General features: G+C 73.4%; 18 protein-coding genes. 14 read left to right on the top strand and 4 right to left on the bottom strand.

Features of this window, described 5'->3' with window-relative positions:
• The first annotated feature begins 3 nt into the window (after positions 1-3).
• From JUB12_RS16875 to JUB12_RS16840, 8 genes are all read left to right on the top strand, one after another.
• Positions 4-999: a zinc-binding dehydrogenase gene (locus tag JUB12_RS16875; protein WP_205696607.1), complete on the top strand. Its 996-nt coding sequence runs from the start codon at positions 4-6 to the stop codon at positions 997-999.
• A 98-nt stretch (positions 1000-1097) separates the two neighbouring features.
• On the top strand, positions 1098-1565 hold the full coding sequence (locus JUB12_RS16870; RefSeq protein WP_205696606.1) for a MarR family winged helix-turn-helix transcriptional regulator: 468 nt from the start codon (positions 1098-1100) through the stop codon (positions 1563-1565).
• Complete coding sequence (locus JUB12_RS16865) at positions 1562-3193, top strand: MDR family MFS transporter (protein WP_205696605.1); 1632 nt, start codon at positions 1562-1564, stop codon at positions 3191-3193. Before JUB12_RS16870 ends, JUB12_RS16865 begins: the two co-directional genes overlap by 4 nt.
• Positions 3190-3684: a universal stress protein gene (locus tag JUB12_RS16860; RefSeq protein WP_205696604.1), complete on the top strand. Its 495-nt coding sequence runs from the start codon at positions 3190-3192 to the stop codon at positions 3682-3684. The genes JUB12_RS16865 and JUB12_RS16860 overlap by 4 nt, the downstream gene beginning before the upstream one ends.
• A 56-nt stretch (positions 3685-3740) precedes the next feature.
• Entirely contained in the window at positions 3741-5552 is a 1812-nt protein-coding gene (locus JUB12_RS16855; RefSeq protein WP_205696603.1) for an acetyl-CoA carboxylase biotin carboxylase subunit, read from the top strand.
• 51 nt (positions 5553-5603) lie between these two features.
• Positions 5604-6518 carry an alpha/beta fold hydrolase gene (locus JUB12_RS16850; protein ID WP_205696602.1) on the top strand — a complete coding sequence of 305 codons (915 nt, stop codon included), beginning with the start codon at positions 5604-5606 and terminating at the stop codon, positions 6516-6518.
• 21 nt (positions 6519-6539) lie between these two features.
• Entirely contained in the window at positions 6540-7019 is a 480-nt protein-coding gene (locus JUB12_RS16845) for a GNAT family N-acetyltransferase (protein WP_205696601.1), read from the top strand.
• A 45-nt stretch (positions 7020-7064) separates the two neighbouring features.
• Positions 7065-7931, top strand: a complete 867-nt coding sequence (locus JUB12_RS16840) for a type IV toxin-antitoxin system AbiEi family antitoxin domain-containing protein (protein ID WP_371822243.1) — start codon at positions 7065-7067, stop codon at positions 7929-7931.
• A 31-nt stretch (positions 7932-7962) separates the two neighbouring features.
• Here JUB12_RS16840 and JUB12_RS16835 read toward each other — a convergent pair whose 3' ends face one another.
• Genes JUB12_RS16835 through JUB12_RS16820 form a run of 4 tightly spaced genes read right to left on the bottom strand, consistent with a single transcriptional unit; the run spans position 7963 to position 11289 of the window.
• Positions 7963-9486, bottom strand: coding sequence for an adenylate/guanylate cyclase domain-containing protein (locus tag JUB12_RS16835; RefSeq protein WP_205696596.1), 1524 nt, complete (start codon positions 9484-9486; stop codon positions 7963-7965).
• On the bottom strand, positions 9483-9833 hold the full coding sequence (locus JUB12_RS16830; RefSeq protein WP_205696593.1) for a VOC family protein: 351 nt from the start codon (positions 9831-9833) through the stop codon (positions 9483-9485). Before JUB12_RS16830 ends, JUB12_RS16835 begins: the two co-directional genes overlap by 4 nt.
• The gene (locus JUB12_RS16825; protein ID WP_205696590.1) at positions 9833-10600 is read right to left on the bottom strand and encodes an MBL fold metallo-hydrolase; all 768 of its coding nucleotides are present in this window, start codon (positions 10598-10600) and stop codon (positions 9833-9835) included. Before JUB12_RS16825 ends, JUB12_RS16830 begins: the two co-directional genes overlap by 1 nt.
• A gap of 8 nt (positions 10601-10608) precedes the next feature.
• On the bottom strand, positions 10609-11289 hold the full coding sequence (locus tag JUB12_RS16820; protein ID WP_205696589.1) for an HAD-IA family hydrolase: 681 nt from the start codon (positions 11287-11289) through the stop codon (positions 10609-10611).
• A 44-nt stretch (positions 11290-11333) separates the two neighbouring features.
• On the opposite strand from JUB12_RS16820, the gene sucC reads away from it, so the two are divergent.
• From sucC to JUB12_RS16790, 6 genes are all read left to right on the top strand, one after another.
• Complete coding sequence (gene sucC, locus JUB12_RS16815; protein WP_205696587.1) at positions 11334-12482, top strand: ADP-forming succinate--CoA ligase subunit beta; 1149 nt, start codon at positions 11334-11336, stop codon at positions 12480-12482.
• Positions 12483-13367, top strand: a complete 885-nt coding sequence (sucD, locus tag JUB12_RS16810) for a succinate--CoA ligase subunit alpha (protein ID WP_205696585.1) — start codon at positions 12483-12485, stop codon at positions 13365-13367.
• Positions 13368-13495: 128 nt separating this feature from the next.
• The gene (locus JUB12_RS16805) at positions 13496-14218 is read left to right on the top strand and encodes a hypothetical protein (protein WP_205696583.1); all 723 of its coding nucleotides are present in this window, start codon (positions 13496-13498) and stop codon (positions 14216-14218) included.
• On the top strand, positions 14211-14423 hold the full coding sequence (locus JUB12_RS16800) for a hypothetical protein (RefSeq protein ID WP_205696581.1): 213 nt from the start codon (positions 14211-14213) through the stop codon (positions 14421-14423). The genes JUB12_RS16805 and JUB12_RS16800 overlap by 8 nt, the downstream gene beginning before the upstream one ends.
• Before the next feature lie 11 nt (positions 14424-14434).
• Positions 14435-14725 carry a hypothetical protein gene (locus JUB12_RS16795; RefSeq protein ID WP_205696579.1) on the top strand — a complete coding sequence of 97 codons (291 nt, stop codon included), beginning with the start codon at positions 14435-14437 and terminating at the stop codon, positions 14723-14725.
• The gene (locus tag JUB12_RS16790; protein ID WP_205696578.1) at positions 14722-17061 is read left to right on the top strand and encodes a glycosyltransferase family 2 protein; all 2340 of its coding nucleotides are present in this window, start codon (positions 14722-14724) and stop codon (positions 17059-17061) included. The genes JUB12_RS16795 and JUB12_RS16790 overlap by 4 nt, the downstream gene beginning before the upstream one ends.

Here is a 17061-nt window from a genome sequence, read left to right as displayed (position 1 = left end):
GGGGTGCGGGCGATCGTCGTGCGCCGCCACGGCGGCCCTGAGGTGCTGGAGCCGACCGAGCTGCCGGACCCCGCGCCCGGTCCTGGGCAGGCGCTGGTGCGCGCCGCGGTCAACGGCGTGCACCTCGTCGAGGCGACGGTGCGCCGCGGCGGCGACGGCGTGCCGCCCCACCTGCGCCCGACGCTCCCCTACGTCCCGGGCCGCGAGGTGGCAGGGGAGGTCGTCGCGGTGGGCGAGGGGGTGGACGCCGGACTCGTCGGCCGGCAGGTCGTCGCCAACACCTCGGCGGCGGGCGGGGGCGGGGGCTACGCCGAGCTCGCCGCGGTGCCGCTCGAGCTCCTGCACCTCGTGCCCGACGGCCTGGGCCTCGAGGCCGCGGTGGCGCTCCTGGGCACCGGGCGGATGGCGATCCGCGTCGCCGACGTCGCCCGGATCGGTCGGGACGACGCCGTCCTCGTCCTCGCGGCCGCCGGCGGGATCGGCGCGATGCTCGTGGGCCACGCCCGGCTGGCCGGCGCGCGGCTGGTGGTCGGCGCGGCAGGCGGTCCCGAGAAGACCGCGCTCGTCCGGGCGCTCGGGGCGGACCTCGCCGTGGACTACGCCGTCGCAGGCTGGGACGAGGAGGTGCGCGAGGCGGCCGGCCCGGACGGCGTGACGGTCGTGGTCGACGGCGTGGGCGGCGACGCCGGTCAGCGGGCCCTCGCGCTGCTGGGCCGCGGCGGGCGCCAGGTCGTCGTCGGCTGGGCCGCCGGCACCCCGACCACCGCCTCCGCCGGGGAGCTCGCCGCCCGCGGCGTGGCGCTCCTGCCCGTGGTCGGCGGCGCCGGCCCGCCCTCGGCCGAGGACCAGCGCGCCTGGTCGGCCCGCGCGCTCGCCGAGGGCGCCGCCGGACGCCTCGTCGCGCACGTCGGCCGCCGCTTCGCCCTCGACGACGCCGCCGGCGCCCACCGCGCCCTCGAGGCCCGCGCCACCACCGGCAAGACCGTCCTGCTGCCCTGATCGCCGCTCGGGGTCAGACCCCGTCGCACCGCGCTCGGGGCGGTGTTGCATAGTGGTGCTATCTTGTTGGTTGCTTGCTACGAGCAAGCTCCTTCACCATGACCTCCACCTCCACCGCCGCCCCCGTCGAGGACCTCGTCCGGTCGCTGTACCGGCTCGGGATGGTCCAGCGCGACATCGCCCGCCAGGCGATGGCCGAGCTCGGCTCACAGGGCTTCGTCGCGCTCGGCGTCGTGCATCGCGACGGGCCGGTGCGCATCAGCGACGTCGCCAGGGCGCTCGCGGTCGACCTGTCCGTCGCCAGCCGCCAGGTCGCGGCGCTCGCGAAGGCCGGGTACGTGCGCCGCGAGGCCGACGAGGACGACCGCCGCGCCCAGCGCGTGTCCGTCACCGACGACGGACGCCGCGTGCTCGCCGAGAGCCACCGGCGCATGGTCGAGCGCTTCGCCGCCGCCCTCCACGGGTGGGCCGCCGACGACGTCGGCGCGCTGGCCGCCGGCCTCGACCGGCTGCGGGCGGACTTCGAGGCCGGGAAGGCCGAGACCCAGGAGACCCAGACCCCATGACCCCCGACTCCGCCACCGACGCGCAGGCGCGCGACGCGCGCATCACCCCGGCCGGCAGCCCCGCCCCCACAAGGGCGCGCGACCACGTCCTCGACTCCGGCATGACCCACCGCCAGGTCCTCGAGGCCCTGTCGGGCCTGCTGCTCGCGATGTTCGTCGCGATCCTCTCGAGCACCGTCGTCACCACGGCGCTGCCCGAGATCATCGGCGACCTCGGCGGCACGCAGTCCTCCTACACGTGGGTCGTCACCTCGACCCTCCTCGCCCTCACCGTGAGCACGCCGGTGTGGGGCAAGCTCGCCGACCTCCACGACCGCAAGCTCCTCGTCCAGACCGCGCTGACGATCTACGTCGCCGGGTCGATCCTCGCCGGGCTGTCGCAGAGCACGAGCTGGCTCATCGGCTGCCGCGTCGTCCAGGGCCTGGGCGTCGGCGGTCTCACCGCCCTGGTCCAGGTCATCCTCAGCGACCTCGTCTCGCCCCGCGAGCGCGGCCGCTACAGCGGCTACCTCGGCGCCGTCTTCGGGCTGGGCACCGTCGCGGGCCCGCTCCTCGGCGGGCTCGTCACCGACGCGTTCGGCTGGCGCTGGTGCTTCTACGTCGGGGTCCCGTTCGCCGCCGCCGCGTTCGTCGTCCTCCAGCGCACGCTGCACCTCCCGCGCCGCCGCCGCGAGGCCCACATCGACGTCCCCGGCGCGCTGCTCATCGCCTCAGGCGTCTCGAGCCTGCTGATCTGGGTCTCGCTCGCCGGCCAGGAGTACGACTGGCTCTCGTGGCAGACCGCCCTCCTGGTCGGCCTCGGCGTGGTCCTCTGCGCCACCGCCGTCGCGGTCGAGCGTCGCGTCCGCGAGCCGCTCGTGCCGCTGCGCCTCTTCGGCGACCGCACCGTCGTCCTCGCGGTCGTCGCGTCGATCGCCGTCGGCATCGCGATGTTCGGCACCACGGTCTTCCTCAGCCAGTACATGCAGATCGCCCGCGGCAAGTCGCCCATCGAGTCGGGCCTGCTGACGATCCCGATGGTCGTGGGCCTCTTCGTCGCCTCGACGATCGTCGGCCGCCTGGTCACCAGGACCGGCCGCTACAAGCGCTTCATGCTGGCGGGCACGCTCTCGCTCACCGTCGGCCTCGCGCTGATGGGGACCATCGACGAGCGCACGAGCCTCGTCGAGGTCGGCGCCTTCATGCTCCTCGTCGGCGCCGGCGTCGGCATGACGATGCAGAACCTCGTGCTGGTGGTGCAGAACACCGTCCGCCAGCAGGACATCGGCGCCGGCTCGTCGCTCATCGCGTTCTTCCGCTCCCTCGGCGGCGCGATCGGCGTCAGCGTCCTCGGCGCGCTCCTCGCCCACCACGCGCGCGACGCGATCGCCGACGGCCTGGCCGCGCAGGGCGTCGACCCCGCCCGGCTGGGCGCCAGCGGCGCCGGTCACATCCCCGACGTGAGCGCGCTGCCCGAGCCCGTGGCCCGCGTCGTCGAGCACGGCTACGGCACCGGCATCGCCGAGATGTTCCTCGTCGCCGCGCCGCTCGGGCTCATCGCGTTCCTCGCCCTGCTGCTCCTGCGCGAGCAGCCGCTGGGCACCAAGAGCGGCCGCGAGCTGGCGGCGGCCGGTGGGGCGGCGGCATGAGCGCGCTGCCCCAGGAGCTCGGCGAGCTGCACCTGCACCGCCTGCTCGTCGCCGTCGACGGCTCGGCCAGCAGCGACCTCGCGCTCGCAGCGGCCGTAACGGCGGCCCGGCGGGACAACGCCTCGCTGACCCTCGTCACCGTCGCGCCCGACACCGTGGCCGAGGCGGCGCGCTGGCCCGGCGGCTTCACGATGCCGGCCATGCCGCAGGCCGAAGCCGACGCGGCGGCCGACCGGACCCTGCGCGACGCGGTCGCCCGCGTCCCGCAGGACATCCCCGTCACGACGGTCCTGCGCCACGGCCGCCCCGGACCCGAGGTCGCCAAGCTCGCCGCGTCGGGCGACTTCGACGCGGTCCTGCTCGGCGCACGCGGCGTCGGCCGTGTCGGCGCCCTCATGGGCAGCGTCAGCCACCACGTGCTGCACCACGCGCCGATCGCCGTCTTCGTCGCCCACGCGCCGCGTGGCGGCGCGCTGGCCGACGCCGCCTGAGGGCGTCCCGACGAGACGGCGTCCGAGCGCCGCCCACAGGTACATTCCCGCCCCTCATGTTCAGCAAGATCCTGGTCGCCAACCGCGGCGAGATCGCGATCCGCGTCTTCCGCGCCTGCCGCGAGATGGGGATCGCCACGGTCGCCGTGTACTCGGAGACCGACCGCGACGCCCTGCACCCCAAGATGGCCGACGAGGCCTACAACCTCGGGGACGGACCCGCGGCGGACAACTACCTGAACATCGAGAAGATCCTCCAGGTCGCCAAGGAGTCCGGCGCCGAGGCCATCCACCCGGGCTACGGCTTCCTCGCCGAGAACGCGCCGTTCGCGCGCGCCTGCGACGAGGCCGGCGTCGTCTTCATCGGCCCGCCCGCCAGCGCGATCGACGCCATGGGCTCGAAGACCCGCGCGCGCGAGCTGATGAAGGAGGCCGGCGTGCCGATCGTGCCCGGCACCACCGAGGCGGTCGACACCGTCGAGGACGCCATGCGCATCGCCAAGGACGAGATCGGCTTCCCGGTCGCGGTCAAGGCGTCGGGCGGCGGCGGCGGCAAGGGCTTCCGCGTCGCGCTGACCGAGGACGAGCTGCAGGGCGCCTTCGAGGGCGCCTCGCGTGAGGGCGAGAAGTTCTTCAGCGACCCGACCGTCTACCTCGAGCGCTACCTGCCGAACCCGCGCCACGTCGAGGTCCAGGTCCTCGCCGACAAGCACGGCAACGTCATCCACCTCGGTGAGCGCGACTGCTCCATCCAGCGCCGTCACCAGAAGGTCATCGAGGAGGCGCCCGCCCCGGAGTGGGTCGTCGACGAGGAGACGCGCGAGCGGATCGGCAAGATCGGCGTCGACGCCGCCAAGGCCGTCGACTACGTCGGCGCGGGCACCATCGAGGGCCTCTTCTCGAGCGACACGAACGAGTACTTCTTCCTCGAGATGAACACCCGTGTGCAGGTCGAGCACTGCGTCACGGAGATGGTCACCGGCATCGACATCGTCAAGCAGGGCATCAAGGCCGCCGCCGGCGAGGAGCTCGACTACCAGCAGGAGGACGTCGTCCTGCGCGGCCACGCGATCGAGTGCCGCATCAACGCCGAGAACGCGGCCCGCAACTTCGCCCCGGCGCCCGGCAAGGTCGGCTCCTACAAGGAGCCCACGGGCCCCGGCGTGCGCGTCGACTCGGGCCTCGAGGCCGGGGGCGAGGTCTCGCCGATGTACGACCCGATGGTCTCGAAGCTCATCGTCTGGGACGCCGACCGCGAGCAGGCGACCAAGCGCATGATCCGCGCGCTGGACGAGTACCTCATCGAGGGCCTGACGACCCTCATCCCCTTCCACAAGACGCTCCTGCAGACCGAGGAGTGGGCCAAGGGCGACACCTGCAAGGAGCTGCTCGAGGACAAGGAGTGGCTGAAGTCCACCGCTCCGGCCGAGGCGCCCAAGCCCGTCGTCGAGGACGAGGACGAGGAGACCGCCGAGTCCAAGTACCTCGTCGAGGTCAGCGGCAAGCGCTTCGACGTGCGCGTCGTCGGGCCGGCGCTGTCGGCCGGGGTCGTCGCGGCGCCCGCCAACGGCGCGGCCCCGGCGGCGGGCGGCGGGCGCAAGCCCAAGCGCGGTGAGCGCAAGGGCGGCGCCGCGGGCGGCCCCGACCTCGTCGAGTCCCCGCTGCAGGGCAACATGTGGAAGGTGCTCGTCGAGCAGGGCCAGTCCGTCGAGGAGGGCCAGCTCATCTGCATCATCGAGGCGATGAAGATGGAGAACGAGATCACGGCGCCCAAGGCGGGCGTGGTCGAGGAGCTCCACGTGAAGGAGGGCGAGCCGATCCAGACGGGCGCCCCCATCGCCAAGATCGTCGCCGCGGCCGCCGAGTAGGTGCGGCCAGCACCAGCGCGCCGAAGTGCGCGCTGGTGCGACACTGAGGGGATGGACGAGCGCTTCGCGGACCTCGGGAACGGGATCACCCTCTGCTACGAGCAGCTCGGTGACCCGGCCGACGAGCCGCTCCTGCTCGTCATGGGCCTCGGCGCCCAGATGCTGGCCTGGCCGGACGAGTTCTGCCGCCAGCTGGCCGGCCGCGGCTTCTTCGTCACCCGCTACGACAACCGCGACGCGGGCCGCTCGACGAAGATGAGCGACAAGCGCCCGCCGTCGCTCACGGACCTGCTGCTGCGGCGCAAGAGCGCTGCGGCGTACCTGCTCAAGGACATGGCCGACGACGCCGCCGGCCTGCTCGACGCCCTGGGCATCGAGCGCGCCCACGTCGTCGGCGCGTCGATGGGCGGCATGATCGCCCAGACCTTCGCCGCCCGGCACCCGGACCGCACGCGCTCCCTCGCGTCGATCATGTCCAACACCGGCGCGCTGCTCACCGGCCTGCCGTCGCTGCCGGCGATGCGCTACCTCGCTTCGCCGCCGCCCAAGTCGGTCGACGCCGCCGTGGAGCGCTCCGTCTCGCTCTTCCGCCTCGTGGGCTCCCCGGGCTTCGACCGCGACGAGGCCGAGATCCGCCGGCTCGCCTACCTCGGCCAGGAGCGCAGCGGCGGCGACACCGCCGGCGCCGGGCGCCAGCTCATGGCGATCCTCGCGTCGGGTGACCGCACCCGGGAGCTGCGGCGCATCGAGGCGCCGACCGTCGTCATCCACGGCACGAACGACCGCCTGGTCAACCCCAGCGGTGGCCGGGCCACCGCGAAGGCGATCCCGGGCGCCGAGCTCGTCATGGTCGACGGCCTCGGCCACGACCTGCCGATCGGGGCGTGGCCGCTCGTGCTCGACCCGATCGAGCGCAACGCCCGCCGCACGGCCGCGGCGGACGCCGGGCGCGCCGTGGCCGCCTAGCGCGACCCATAGGCTGGCGGGGTGACCGCCCGCACCTGGCTCGCCGGCCCGCACGAGGCCGAGCACGTGGCGAACCTCCTCATCGCCTTCCGCAACCACTTCGAGGAGGACTGGCCCTCGGACAACGCGATGCTCGCCGGCGTCGAGCGCGTCATGGAGGACCGCAACGCCGACTTCCTGCTCGGCGCCCCGCACGACGACGCGCCGCCCGCGGCCGTCGCCCAGCTGCGCTACCGCTTCGGCATCTGGCGCGCGGGGACCGAGTGCCTGCTCGAGGACCTCTTCGTGCGCGAGGACGCCCGCGGGACCGGCCTGGGCCGGGCGATGATGGAGGCGGTCGTCGCCCGCGCGCACGAGCGCGGCGCGCGCCTCCTCGAGCTCGACACGCACGAGGACAACGCCCCGGCGCTGGCCCTCTACGCGTCCTTCGGGCTCACGCCGGAGCGCGTCCCGGGCGGGCCGCGGCGGCTGTTCCTGCGCGGGCGCCTGGACGAGGAGTAGCGCTCAGGGGGGCGAACTCGGGAGGTGTGACCCCTAGAGCATGCAGTGGATGCTCGAACGGTCACACCCCACCTTCGCCGGCAGCAGAACCTCGTGACGCGTGTCCAGCTCGTCGAGGCGGGCTGGGGGCGCGGCGCGATCGAGTCGGCCCGACGCTCGGGCTGGCTGCACCTCGTGCACGTCGGCGTCTACAGCGTCACGCCGACGCTGACGCCCTCCGCCCGATGCGTCGCGGCGGTGCTGGCCACGGGCGGCGTCCTGAGCCACGAGTCCGCGGCGGCCTGGCACCGACTTCTCGCGTGGCGAGACGGGCCGGTCCACGTCCTGACGCTCAGGCGTGCGCGCAGCCAGCCCGGCATCGTCGTCCATCGCACACGTCGGCTGCCCGCGGCCGACGTCCAGCGTCGCGACGGGATGGCCTTCACGACGGCGACGAGGACGATCCTGGACCTGGCCGGCGTGCTGCCCGAGGCCCTGGTGCTGGACGCGGCGATGGAGGCGCTCCACCGCAAGGTGCTCGACGTCGAGCGGCTTCGCGGCGCCGACCTCCGGGGTCACCGCGGCGCGCGCACGATCGACGTCCTCCTGGGCCGGCTGGCGGACGGCACGCACTCCGCCCTCGAGGTCGACGTGCGGGAGCTCTGCCGGGCGGCGGGCCTGCCGATGCCCGTCGGGCAGTTCCGCCTGGGGCCGCGGCACCACGTCGACTTCGCGTGGCCCGAGCGCAAGGTGGCCCTGGAGGCCGACAGCTGGACGTTCCACGGCAACCAGCGCCAGTGGCTCGCCGACCACGAGCGCAACGCCCGGGCCGTGGCCAAGGGCTGGCAGCTGCTGCGCTTCAACCGCGTCCAGATCCGCGAGCAGCCTGGAGCCGTCATCGCCGCGCTGCGGGCCGCGCTCGCCGAGGTGTGACCGTTCGAGCATCCACGGGATGCTCGAACGGTCACACCTCGCGCCGCACCGCCTCCGCGGGGGCCGGAGCCGTCGGCTCGGCCGTCAGCCGCGGCACCGCCAGCCGCGTCGGTGCCGGCCGGCCGCGCAGCAGGACCTCGCCGTCCACGCGCCAGTGCTCGCGCTCCTCGGGGTCGGCGGCGTCGATGGTCGTGGCGCTGGCGAGCAGCCCGCCGTCGCGGTCCTTGGCCAGCTCCGTGAGGCGTGCGGCCTCGTTGACCGGGTCGCCGATGACGGTGTACTCGAAGCGCGACTCCGCGCCGATCCAGCCGGCGACCGCCTCGCCGCAGGAGACCCCGATGCCGGCGTCGAGCCCGCGCCAGGCGTCGAGCACGCCGCGCAGGTCGCGGGCCGCGGCCAGCGCGCACGTCGCGTGGGCGGGCTGGTCGGCGGGCGCGCCGAAGATGCACAGCGCCGCGTCGCCCTCGAACTTGTTCACGAAGCCGCCGTGGCGCTCGACGGTCTCGACGACGCTCGTGAAGAACGCGTTGAGGAGCTCGACGACGCGCTCGGGGCGCTCGCGGGAGGCCAGCGCGGTCGAGCCGACGACGTCGACGAACAGGACGCTCACCGTGCGGACCTGCCCGCCGAGGGCGGCGCCGCGCTCGAGCGCCTCGCGAGCGACGTCGCGCCCCATCGAGCGGTCCATGAGGTCGCGCAGGCGCTCGCGCTCCTGCAGGCCGGCGACGAGCTGGTTGAAGCCGGCCTGGAGACGACCCACCTCGGACGCGTCGTCGACCGGGACGCGGACGCGCAGGTCGCCGCGGCCCACGGCGTCGGTCGCCTCGCGCAGCTCGCGCAGCGGCACGGCGACGCGGTTCGTCGCGAGCTTCGTCGCCAGGAAGCCGGCGCACAGGGTGGCGACGGCGACGAACCAGATCGGCGCGACGAGCTCGTCGGCCGTCTCGACGTCGCGCCCCACCGGGATCATCGCGAGCATCACGACGGGGATCGCCGTGCAGAGGATCCACGCCAGCAGCAGGCGGGTGCCGACGCCCAGGGAGCCGGCGCTCGGCGGCGCCTCCCAGTCGAGCACCCGCGCGACGACGGGGCGCAGCACGCGCTCGGCGACGAGGAACTCCGCGGCGGCGACGGTGAACGCGCTGGCCAGGAGCGTCGTGCCGAGCTCGACGGCGAGCGTCGACGAGTCGATGAGCGCCAGCGGCCCGAAGACCACCGCGGCCAGGACCCACCGCACGACCGTGATGCGCGCCATGAACGCCGGCAGGCGCAGCGCGATGTCGCGCACCTGGTCGGTCGGCGGCGTGCCCGTCGGCAGCCAGTCGAGCACCGGCTGGGCGTGCAGCCGCACGCTGCGCCGCGCGCTCCAGCCCCCGACGAGCGCCGCGGTCAGGGCGAGGGCGATGCCGATCGGGACGCTGAAGACCTTCGTCTCCTGCGTGTCCGGCGGCAGGATCACGAGGAAGTAGACGGACACCGCCGCCGCCCCGCCCAAGTTGACGAGGTGGCTCCAGACGATGAGCCGGCGCTCCACCCACCGCCAGGACGGGCTCACGAGGGGGCGAACTCCATGACCTCGACGCGGTGGCCGGCCGGCGTGCGCGCGAAGCACCGCGCCGCGCCCCAGTGGCGCGCCCGGTCCTCGACCTCGTGGCCCGCGTCGCGCAGGGTGGCGACGGTCGCCGCGTGGTCCTCGGCGACGACGGCCACGTGGCCCTGCGGCGGGACCACGGGCGTGTCCGCGAGGAGGAGGTGGATCTGCTGCTCGCCGCGCTGCACCCACACCGAACGGTCACGCAGCCCGGCCGGCGGGTCAACCCGGGCGAACCCGAGGAGCGCCCAGAAGGCGGCCTCGGCCTCGACGTCGTCCTCGCGCAGTTCGAGGGCGACGTGCTGGAGCATCAGCCGACTCTACGGACGTTGTCGGCGTGGATCTCCCTCTGCCGGCGATCTCGCCGCGCGAGCGGGAGCTTCGCCTCGTCGGGCAGGCCCTCGAGGTAGGCGACGTCCTCGCGCAGGATCGCCAGCGCCCGCTGCGGGTCCAGCGGGGACCCGTGGCCCGGCACGACCCAGTCGGCCTGCTCGACGTAGGGCGCCAGCCGGCGCAGGGTGGCGAGGTAGGCGTCGCGCGACCCCTGCTCCTGCAGCCACGGCAGCTCGACCGGGGACAGGTAGTCACCGCAGCACAGCACCCGCGCGAAGGGCGCCCACACCGCCATCCCGTCCTCGGTGTGGCCCTCGGCGGGCAGGAGCTCGAGCTCCGCGTCGCCGATCTCGAGCTTGCCGGGCACCGGCAGCGCCTGGACCGACCCCAGCGCGAGCGGATGCGGGCGCACGACGTAGTCGTCCTCGTCGAACTCGCGCAGGTGGCGCTGGGCGTCGCCCGGCTCGGCCCGCAGCCGCGCGGCCGTCGTCTCGCTCACGCCCAGCGGCGCGTCGGGGAACGCCAGCCGCCCGAGCAGGTGGTCGAAGTCCCCGTGGGTGCACAGCAGGCCCGAGAGCGACCAGCCCGCCTGCTGGAGGATGCCCGGCAGCGCGTCGAGCTCGTCCTGGTAGACGAGCGAGTCCAGGACGAAGGTCTCCTCGCCCTGGTGCAGGATCGTGCACGTCGTCTGCCACTTCACGCTGCGGGCGACGACGACGCCCTCGTGCAGCGCGACGACCTGCATGGCGCGGGCTAGAGCCCGAGCGCCTTGGCCGCCTCGAGGAGGGTCTTCACCTCGAGCGTCGGCTTCTTCTGGCCGGGCTCGAGCTCCTCCTTGCGGCGGTTGACCCAGATCGTGGGCACCTTGAGCTTGGCGCAGGGCTCGATGTCGGTCGGCACGCCCGAGGCGATGTGCACCCACCCCTTCTTGCCGCCGATGCGCCGGGCGAACTCGTTGAAGTGCGCCGGGTCGGGCTTGTAGGAGCGCACCTGCTGGGCCGTGACGACGAGGTCGAAGTCGGCGGCCATGTGCCGGCGCGTCTGGCCCAGCAGCTTGTCGTCGATGTTCGAGATGACGCCCGTCTTGTACTTGCCCAGGATCTTGCGCAGCTGGGGCATCGTCTCCTTGTAGGGCGCCCAGCGGTGGAGGCTGTCGGGCAGGAACCCCGCGCGCGAGGTCTCCAGGTCCCAGCCGATCTCCTTGGCCACCCGGACGGCGGTCTGGCGCAGGACCTCGGCGTAGAGCTCGTACGAGCCGCCCTCGATCTCGCGCGAGACCTGGAGGAAGAGGTCGACGACCTGGTCGCGGTCGATCTCGACCCCGTCCCGGGCCGCCTCCTTGGCGAACGCATCGGCGACGCCCTTCTCCCAGTCGATCAACGTCCCGTAGACGTCGAACGTGACCCACTCGATGTTCTTGGGCAGTGCCGCCATGAGGGCGGGCATTCTGCCATTCCAGCTAGTGTCCGCGCCCGCTCATGGACCTCCTCGAACATCAGGGCAAGCAGCTCTTCGCCCGGCACGGGCTCGCGACCTCCGACGGCAAGGCGGTGACCAGCGTCGAGGACGCGGTCGCGGCGGCCAACGAGATCGGCTACCCGGTCGTGGTCAAGGCGCAGGTGCTCATCGGCGGGCGCGGCAAGGCGGGCGGCGTGAAGCTCGCCGCCGACGAGGCCGAGGCGCGCGAGCACGCGACGAACATCCTCGGGCTGGACATCAAGGGCCACATCGTCCGGACGCTGTGGATCGAGCACGCGTCGGACATCGCCACGGAGTACTACGCGTCGGTCCTCCTCGACCGCTCCGAGAAGAAGCCGCTGGTCATGTTCAGCGTCGAGGGCGGCGTGGACATCGAGCAGGTGGCCGAGGAGACGCCCGAGAAGCTGATCAAGCAGACGGTCGACCCGCTCGAGGGCCTCACGCGCGAGCAGGCGCTCGAGATCGCCAAGGCCGGCGGCGCCGACGAGGACGTCGTCGAGGGCGTCGCCGACGCGCTGGTCAAGCTCTACGAGGTCTGGATCGAGGAGGACGCCTCCCTCACCGAGATCAACCCGCTGATCGTCACGCCCGACCGCCAGGTCAAGGCGCTCGACGCGAAGGTCACGCTCGACGGCAACGCGCTCTTCCGCCACGAGGAGAACCAGGGCCTGGGCGACACGGCCAACATGGACCCGATCGAGCTGAAGGCCAAGGAGGAGGGCGTCACGTACGTCGCCCTCGACGGCGACATCGGGATCCTCGGCAACGGCGCCGGGCTCGTCATGAGCACCCTGGACGTCGTCGCCCAGCACGGCGGCTCCCCGGCCAACTTCCTCGACGCGGGCGGCGGCTCGGACGCCGAGAAGGTCAAGCAGGCGGTCGCGCTGATCCTCTCCAACCCGAACGTCAAGGCCGTGCTGTTCAACATCTTCGGCGGGATCACCCGCTGCGACGAGGTGGCCAAGGGCCTGGTGGCCGCGTTCGGCGACCTCAAGCCCGAGGTCCCGTTCGTCGTCCGCCTCGACGGCACCAACGACGTCGAAGGACGTCGCATCCTGGAGGAGGCCGCGCTGCCCAACGTGCACGCGGCCAAGACGATGGACGGGGCGGCCGAGCAGGTCGTCGCGCTCGCGAAGGAGCAGAGCTAGATGGCGATCCTGGTCACCGAGGACACGAAGCTCGCCGTCGCCGGCATCACCGGCCGCGAGGGCTCGTTCCACACCCTCAACAACCGCAAGTACGGCACGAACGTCGTCGGCGGCATCAACCCGAAGAAGGCCGGCACCGACGTCGAGGGCATCCCGGTGTTCGCCGACTGGGCGACCTGCGTCGCCGAGTCGGGCGCCAACACGGCCATGATCTTCGTGCCGCCGCCGTTCGCGGCGGCCTCCGCGCTCGAGGCCGCGCAGGCCGGCGTCGAGCTCGTGGTGATCATCACCGAGGGCATCCCCGCCCACGACGAGCTCAAGCTCTACAACACCGTCAAGCGCGACCACCCGGGCACGCGCGTCGTCGGCCCCAACTGCCCCGGCATCCTGTCGCCGGGCAAGGCCAACGTCGGGATCATCCCGGCGTCGTTCTTCCGCCCGGGCAACGTCGGTGTGGTGTCGCGCTCGGGCACGCTGACCTACCAGATCGGCAACGAGCTGGCCCAGCGCGGCTTCGGCAACTCGTCGATCGTCGGCATCGGCGGCGACCCGGTGCCGGGCTCGTCGTTCATCGACGTCATCGAGCTCTTCGAGGCCGACCCCGAGACCGAGCTCATCGTGATGAGCGGCGAGATCGGCGGCTCGGCCGAGGAGGAGGCCGCGGAGTACATCCGCGACAACGTCTCCAAGCCCGTGCTCGGCTACATCGCCGGCTTCACCGCGCCCCCCGGCAAGACGATGGGCCACGCCGGCGCCATCGTGTCGGGCTCGAAGGGCACCGCGGCCGCCAAGGCCGAGGCCCTGGAGGCCGTGGGCGTGAAGGTCGGCCGCACGCCGACCCAGGTCGCGGAGCTCGCCATGGAGCTCCTCGGCAGCCCCTCCTGAGCGTCCGGGCGCCCCGTCCCCGGCCCGGCCGGGGACGGATGGCGCCGTAGCGCTCAACCGCTGCGGGCGTCCTGCCGATGGGCGTTGTCGTGGCTGCAGCACACCCCTCCCTGGGTAGGGTTCGCGCCGTGCCGCCCGACGTGGGCCAGACGCTGAGCGAGCTCGAGCACAAGCTCCAGGAGCTGGAGCGCGAGCTGCGCTCGTTCGACGACGACGGCGCGCCTTCCCCGGCGCCGGCGACCGCTGCCCCGGCACCCGCAGCCGCGTCCGCACCCCCGCCGCCTGCGCCGGTCACCGCGCCCACCGCCCCCGACCCGGCCGCGCTCGCCGAGCTCCGCGCCTTCCGCGATCGGCTCGCGGCCACGACGCACGAGCTCCTGGCCGACCTCAACCGCGTCCTCGAGTCCGTCGACCGCGCGATCGCCGCGGCGCCCACCACCCCGGTGCCGCCGCTCGTGCCGCCCGCCGCGCCCACCTCGTCCTCGCCGGCCCTCGGCGGCTCGCTCGCCGTCCCCCCGCCGCCCACGCCGCGTCCCCCCGCCCCGGCGCCCGCCGCGCCCGGCCAGGCCGCCGTGCCCGGCGGTCCCGCCGCGGTGCAGGAGGGCCTCGTCACCGTCGTCGCAGGCCCGTTCCACGACATCGCCGTCCTCGGCGCCTTCGAGCAGGCCCTCGCCTCCGTCGCCGCGGTCGACGACGTCTACGTCCGCGGCTTCGACGAGGACCGCGCGCTCATCGACGTCCAGCTCCACCAGCCCGTGGCCCTCGCGGCCGAGCTGCAGTCCACGAGCCCCGTCGCCTTCTCGGTCCTCGACGCGGGCGCCGGGCGCCTCGAGGTGCAGCTCCATGGCTGACCAGCAGCGCCACGACGGCCTCGTGCACACGACCGCGGACGCCGACGAGCACTACAACCCGCTCGCGCTGGTGGGCGTCGTCGTCCTCGCGCTCGTCCTCTTCGCCGCGCTGTTCCTCTCGTTCCTCGTCGCGCCGCTCGCGGTCCTCGTGCTGTTCTACGTCGGCTTCGCCGTGGCGGGCCGCGGGCGCCGCGGCGGCGGGTAGGACGGCCGCCCGTGGACCCGGCCCTCGCCATCGCCCACGCCGCCGGCCTGCCCTACAGCGGGCTGCGCGACGTGACGCCCGACGCCCGCCTGCTGCGCTACGTCCCCCCGCGCGTCGCGCGCGAGCAGAAGGTGGTCCCGGTCGTCCTGGTGGGCGACACGCTGAAGGTCGCCTCGGCGACCGCGCACCCCGACCTGCACGCCGTCACCGACGCCTTCCCCGGCTTGACCATCGACCTCGTGGTGGCTCCCGAGCCCGAGATGGACGCCGTCCTCGGACGGCTCGAGGCCCGCGTCCCATGAGCGCGACCGAGGCCTCGCGCGCCTTCTACCGCCGGCTGGCCGACCACGCCGGCCTGCCGTTCGTGGTGCTCGACCCGGCCGACGCCGGCGCGCCCGACCACCAGGCCGTCAACCCGCTGGCCGCCCGCCTGCTCGGCCCCGAGGTCTGCCGCCAGTACCTCATGCTGCCGGTGGCCTACGTGGACGGCGTGGTCACGGTCGCCACCGCGGCGCCCGCCGACGACCTCTCGCGCGAGGTGGCCGCCTCGCTCACCGGCCGTCCCGTGCGCTTCGTCGTCGCGGCCGAGGACGAGCTGCTCGCCGCGATCGACCGGCTGTTCGGCGCCGCCCCCACCGACGCGGGCGCCGCAGCGGCCGTGCCCTCCGCGAGCCACCCGACCCTGCCGCCCCGCCGGGCGGCCGCCGCCGAGAGCGCGGAGGAGGAGGCCGCCTTCGAGGACGAACAGCCCGACGACCGCGGCCCGGTCACCGACCCGAGCTTCCCGACCCGCCTCGGCGACCTGCTCGTCGCCCGCGGCGTGGCCACCGACGAGGACGTCGCCGCCGCGCTGGAGGAGCAGGCGCGCACCGGCTCGCGCCTGGGCGACGTGCTCATGGCCAAGGGCGTGGTCTCCGAACCCGAGCTCGTGGCGATCCTCGCCGAGCACTTCCAGCTCCCGCTCGTCGACCTCAGCGAGTACGACCCGGACCCGGCCGCGCTCGAGCTCGTCCCCGAGCCGCTGGCGCGCACGCTGCGCGCCGTCCCGCTCGCCGTCGACGACACGACGCTCTACCTCGCGATCGCCGACGTCCTCGACGACCAGACCGTGGCCGCGCTGCGCGAGCACACGCACCTGGAGCTGCGCGGCTTCCTGGCCAGCCGCAACTCGATCGACGAGCTGCTGCAGCGCATCTACGGCGAGGAGTACGTCGCCGTGGCGAAGTCCGAGCTGCTCACGCGCTTCCCCGAGGACAGCGCCAACCAGGTCGTCACGCCCGCGCAGCGGGCGGTCCTGGTCGTCGGCGCCGTCCTGCTCGTCGCCGCGCTGATCCTCTTCCCGGTGCCGACGCTCATCGGCCTGATCGGCGCCTCGTCGATCTTCTACACGGCGACCTCGGTCTACAAGTTCGTCCTCACCTACCGGGCGCTCGGGCACCAGTACGAGATCGACGTCACCCCCGAGGAGGTCGCGGCGCTCGACGAGCGCGAGCTGCCCGTCTACACGATCCTCGTGCCGCTCTACCAGGAGGCCGCGGTCCTCCCGAAGCTCACCAAGGGCATCGAGGGCCTCGACTACCCCAAGACGAAGCTCGACGTCCGCCTGCTCTGCGAGGAGGACGACCCCGAGACGCCGGCCGCCATCCGCGAGATGGACCTGCCGCCGCACTTCAAGCTCGTGGTCGTCCCGGACGCGCAGCCCAAGACGAAGCCCAAGGCGTGCAACTACGGCCTGCTGCAGGCCGACGGCGAGTACGTCGTCATCTTCGACGCCGAGGACATCCCGGACCGCGACCAGCTCAAGAAGGTCGTCATCGCCTTCCGCAAGGCCGATCCGCGCGTCACCTGCATCCAGGCGAAGCTCAACTACTTCAACGCGGACCAGAACCTGCTGACCCGGTGGTTCACCACCGAGTACTCGATGTGGTTCGACCTGATGCTGCCGGGCCTCGACGCGTCCGGCGTGCCGATCCCGCTGGGCGGCACCTCCAACCACTTCATCACCGACCGCCTGATCGAGCTCGCGGCCTGGGACCCGTTCAACGTCACCGAGGACGCCGACCTCGGCATCCGCCTGCACAAGGCGGGCTACAAGACCGCGATGGTCGACTCGACGACGCTCGAGGAGGCCAACTCGGTCCTGGACAACTGGATCCGCCAGCGCTCGCGGTGGATCAAGGGCTACCTGCAGACCTGGCTGGTCCACATGCGCAACCCGGCGCGGCTGCTGCGCCAGATCGGCCTCAAGAGCTTCATCTCCTTCCAGCTGATCGTCGGCGGGACGTTCATCTTCCTGCTCAACCCGATCTTCTGGGGCCTGACCACGCTGTTCTTCTTCTCGAACGCGGGCTTCATCGAGGAGCTGTTCCCGAGCTTCGTCTTCTACGCCGCCGCGTTCCAACTCTTCATCGGCAACTTCGTCTTCATGTACCTCAACGTCGCCGGCTCGGTCCAGCGGGGGTACTTCGACCTGGCCAAGTACGCGCTGCTCAGCCCCCTCTACTGGGGCCTGATGTCGATCGCCGCGTGGAAGGGCTTCGGCCAGCTCGTGACCAAGCCGTTCTACTGGGAGAAGACGATCCACGGCCTCGACGACCCGCACGCGGCGCCCATCCAGCCGCAGCGCGTGGAGGCCTGA

The sequence above is a fragment of the Conexibacter sp. SYSU D00693 genome (genome assembly GCF_017084525.1).
In the GTDB taxonomy this organism is placed as follows: Bacteria; Actinomycetota; Thermoleophilia; order Solirubrobacterales; family Solirubrobacteraceae; genus Baekduia.
Note: the sequence above shows the minus strand (reverse complement) of the source record. Positions and strands in the feature narration are given on the sequence as shown.